2 protein-coding genes are annotated in these 1,828 nt (G+C 69.2%); one reads left to right on the top strand and one right to left on the bottom strand.

Annotation, left to right across the window (positions count from 1 at the left end; all coding sequences use genetic code 11):
- Positions 1 to 77: 77 nt before the first annotated feature.
- Complete coding sequence (locus L995_RS16425; protein WP_047472665.1) at positions 78 to 1,208, bottom strand: aryl-sulfate sulfotransferase; 1,131 nt, start codon at positions 1,206 to 1,208, stop codon at positions 78 to 80.
- A 112-nt stretch (positions 1,209 to 1,320) separates the two neighbouring features.
- On the opposite strand from L995_RS16425, the gene L995_RS16420 reads away from it, so the two are divergent.
- A partial coding sequence (locus tag L995_RS16420) for a LysR family transcriptional regulator (protein ID WP_047472664.1) occupies positions 1,321 to 1,828 on the top strand: 508 nt, incomplete at its 3' end.

Genomic DNA, 1,828 nt, shown 5'->3' with positions numbered 1-1,828 from the left:
AGCCGTGGAGGCGCGGGCTGCCGGCGAAAGCCAGGGCGCGCCCAGCATCCAGGCCGCCAGTTGCCTGCGGTTGAGGCTCATGCCAGCCTCCCGGCAGCGCCCAGCCAGGGCAGCTGGTCTGCGTGGTAGCGCCAGGTCTGGAACACGCTGTTGAGCCGGCCGGGGCCGGTGCGGCGCGCTGCGGCATCGGGATACTCGGCGAACCAGGGCAGGATGTATTCCCAGACCACTTCCCCCGCAGGCGTGACCTCGAAGAGCCGGCCCGTGGCCGATTCGGTGATGTGGGTGTTGCCGTTCCACAGGCGCTGGGCATTGCCCATGAAGGCGGTGTAGAAGGCGTTGACCATCTCGTCCTGGTAGCTCCAGACCAAGCGGTGGTCGGCCGGATCGATCTCCACCACGCGCGAGAAGGCCACGTGGGCGCCTTCGCGGAAGTTGCCGTTGTCGAAGGCCAGGATGTGGCCGTTGGCCAGCGCCACGGGCGCATGCTGGTGCGAGACCACGGAAGGCGGAATGTGCAGCGTCACCGCGCCGCTGGCCTTGTCCACGGCGATGATGCCGGAGGTGGTGCGCAGGCTCATGAGCACGCTGCCGTCGGCCCTCACGCCCAGGCCGTTGACCAGCGGCCAGTGGTATCGGCCAAAGCCCGGGTGGATGGGGAAATCCTCGGGCTCCAGGTGCTCCCAGGCCTTCCACTCCCAGACCAGGCGGCCGCTGCGGTCCACCTCGCGGATCACGTCGCCGTACATCACCTCGCCGGTTCCGTGCGCGGTGCCGCCGGGCACGCGTTCGGCAAAGCCCGCAGGCACGGGCGCGCAGGCGGCATAGAGCAGGTGGCCGTTGGGCAGCCATTGCGCGTCATGGTGGTGGTCCGGGTCCTCGTGGCGCCAGACGATCTCGCCCTGCGGCGTGGCCTCGTAGAAATCGCCACCGTGCCACATGGACCACGGCGCATAGCGGTCGGGCGAGCGGGGATGGTTGCCGTTGTAGCCCAGGTTGCCGTTGGGCAGGATCACGGCATGGCGGCCCGCGCGCACGGGCAGTTTCCATTCATGGGCCACGCGGCCCTCGATGTCCACCAGGTAGACATGGCCGTCGGCCGTCTGCGGCGCGATCAGGGTGTAGCCGCCGGCCGAGAGGGCGGGGTCGTGGGCGATGAGTCCGACGCCGCGGCGGCGCTGGGTGACTTGGTCTACGGTGCTTGCCATGGGCTGCTTTCAAAGGAGGGCGGGGAATGAGCGCCACTGTAGGCAGTCGCAAGCGTCAGGAATAGCTGTTTGTTTTGGATGAGGTGTCAGATAAAAATTTACACTCTGCGCCATGCCCGCAATCTCCCAGGCCTTTCGCTGTTTTGACGAGGTGGCGCGCCGTGGCTCGGTGCGCAAGGCCGCCGTCACGCTGCACCTGACGGCGGCGGCCGTGAACCAGCAGATCCTCAACCTGGAGGCCCAGGTCGGCGTGCCTCTGTTCGACCGCCTGCCGCGCGGCATGCAGCTGACAACCGCCGGGGAGCTGATGCTGGCGGCCGTGCGGCGCAGCCAGCGTGACTTCGACAACGCGCTGGCCCAGGTGGAGGACCTGCGCGCCCTGCGCCGGGGCCATGTGCGCGTGGGCGTGTCGCATGCCACGGCCGAGTACCTGCTGCCGCTGGTGATCTCCAGCCTGCATGCACGCTATCCGGGCATCACCTTCAGCGTGCGTTCGGGCACGGGCGAGGAGCTGCTGCGCGGCGTTGCGCAGGGCGAGATCGATGTGGCCTATTGCCTGCGCCGCCCGCCGCCGCCCGGCGTGCAGGAGGTGCGGGCCTGGCCCCAGCCGCTGGACGCGG

Source organism: Delftia sp. ZNC0008, from assembly GCF_000799035.1.
GTDB lineage: Bacteria > Pseudomonadota > Gammaproteobacteria > Burkholderiales > Burkholderiaceae_C > Comamonas > Comamonas tsuruhatensis.
This window is presented reverse-complemented; position numbering and strand designations above follow the sequence as displayed.

Excerpts from the sequence above, each read along its gene's own strand:
- L995_RS16425 (WP_047472665.1), bottom strand. The coding sequence starts at position 1,208 with ATGGCAAGCACCGTAGACCAAGTCACCCAGCGCCGCCGCGGCGTCGGA.